The 1,899-nt window shown below is 66.0% G+C and carries 1 protein-coding gene and 2 pseudogenes; all 3 read left to right on the plus strand.

All coding sequences use genetic code 11. The annotated features are described in order from the left end of the window. Positions 1-587: pseudogene (locus tag EOA28_RS34385) on the plus strand (D-alanyl-D-alanine carboxypeptidase); the annotation flags it as partial. A 72-nt stretch (positions 588-659) separates the two neighbouring features. Next, positions 660-1,334, plus strand: a complete 675-nt coding sequence (gene tmk / locus EOA28_RS34390; protein WP_127250954.1) for a dTMP kinase — start codon at positions 660-662, stop codon at positions 1,332-1,334. Next, positions 1,331-1,876: pseudogene (locus EOA28_RS34395) on the plus strand (DNA polymerase III subunit delta'); the annotation flags it as partial. The gene tmk and the pseudogene EOA28_RS34395, both read left to right, overlap by 4 nt. Between the last annotated feature and the right edge of the window lie 23 nt (positions 1,877-1,899).

A 1,899-nucleotide genomic window follows, 5' to 3' on the forward strand; every position in this document is an offset into this window, starting at 1 on the left:
ATTACGGCCAGCCGGACTTCACCTGGAACAAGATCGCGCAAAGGAACCGCAATCCGCTGATCGCCATGGGCATCGAAGCCGACGGCTTTGTCGCCGGCGCCAGCGAACAGGCGGGCTTCGGCCTGGTCGGCACCGTCAGTCACAACGGCATCCGCGTGATCGCCGCGCTCACCGGGCTGGCGAATGACCGCGAACGCTCCGAAGAGGCACGCAAGCTGCTCGACTGGGGCTCGCGGTCCTTCCAGAAGACCGAGATCTTCGCCAAGGACGAGGTGGTCGGGGAAGCGCAGGTCTTCGGCGGCGCCAAATCCGGCCTGGCCTTGAAAGCCAAAGGCCCCGTAGACATCTTTCTGCCGATAGCCAACCGCGACAAGCTGACCGCCAGGATCGTCTATCAGGGTCCGGTGTCGGCGCCGGTCGAGGAAGGGCAACCGGTCGGTGAGCTGCGCGTTTGGATAGGCGATACGCTGAGCCAGCAGACGCCGCTCTATGCCGCCGAATCGGTGAAGGTGGGCACGCTGCCGCAGCGTGCGCTCGACGCGGCCAAGGAACTCGCTGTCGGCTGGCTGCGTCAGAAACATTTGTGATCGGGCAAGTTCGTGGACCTTTTGTCGGACGGGAGCTATGACAGCGGCCAGCACGGGCAAAGGCAGTCTCGATTGGCGAGCGGATTTTTCATCACCTTCGAGGGCGGCGAAGGAGCAGGCAAGTCGACGCAGATCGAGCGGCTGGCGCGGCGCATGCGCGCCAAGAAATATGAGGTGCTGGTCAGCCGCGAGCCGGGTGGATCGCCTGGCGCCGAGGCGGTAAGGCACGTTCTTCTGTCCGGCGCGGCCGAGCCGTTCGGCCCGAAAATGGAGGCAATCCTGTTCGCCGCCGCGCGCTCCGACCATGTCGAGCAGGTCATGCGGCCGGCAGTCGAGCGCGGCTCGATCGTGCTGTGCGACCGTTTCATCGATTCCTCGCGAGTCTACCAAGGTGTCACCGGCGGTCTGGATGCCGATTTCATGAAGGCGCTGGAGGCGGTGGCCATCAACGGCTTGATGCCGGACATGACGCTGATCTTCGACATCGATCCGGCCGAAGGCCTGAAGCGGGCGGCCGCGCGGCGCGGCGCGGGTGACGCCGCCGATCGCTTCGAGAAGGAGACCTTGGCCATCCACCGGCGGCGGCGCGAGGCTTTCCTGGCCATCGCCGCGGCGGAGCCGGAGCGCTGCATCGTCATCGACGCGGCCGCCGATCCCGATACGGTGGAAAATGTCGTCACCGCCGCCGTCTTCGCGGCGCTGGAAGAGAGGCTGCCGGCGCAAAGGATCGAGACGGCGCCGGCATGATCTTCGAACGCATCGCCCCAGAGCAGCACGACACGCTGGACGGCGTGCCCGAGCCGGCCGAAACGCCGCGGCTGATCGGCCACGCGACGGCGGCCGGGATGCTCGCTGGCGCCTACCGCGCGGGCAAGCTGCCGCATGCGCTGATCTTTGCCGGGCCGCTCGGCATCGGCAAGGCGACGCTGGCGTTCCATCTGGCGCACCATCTTCTGAAATATCCGGATTTCAGGACGGCGCCCGACACGCTTGCCGTTCCCGATCCGGCGTCCCCACTGTTTCGCCAGATCGCCACCGGCGCGCATCCGGGCGTGCTGCATCTGACGCGCCCCGCCAACGACAAGACCAAGAGCTTCAAGACGGTGCTGACCGTGGACGAAATCCGCAGGGTCAGCCGCTTCCTGTCAATGACTTCGCATGACGGCAGCTACCGTGTCGTCATCGTCGACCCGGCCGACGACATGAACACCAACGCCGCCAATGCCTTGCTCAAGAATCTCGAGGAGCCGCCGGCGCGCACCTTGTTCATTCTGATCGTGCACGCGCCGGCGGCTCCTCGAGATTCTTGAGC

It is taken from the genome of Mesorhizobium sp. M2A.F.Ca.ET.067.02.1.1, from assembly GCF_004023285.1.
Lineage (GTDB): Bacteria > Pseudomonadota > Alphaproteobacteria > Rhizobiales > Rhizobiaceae > Mesorhizobium.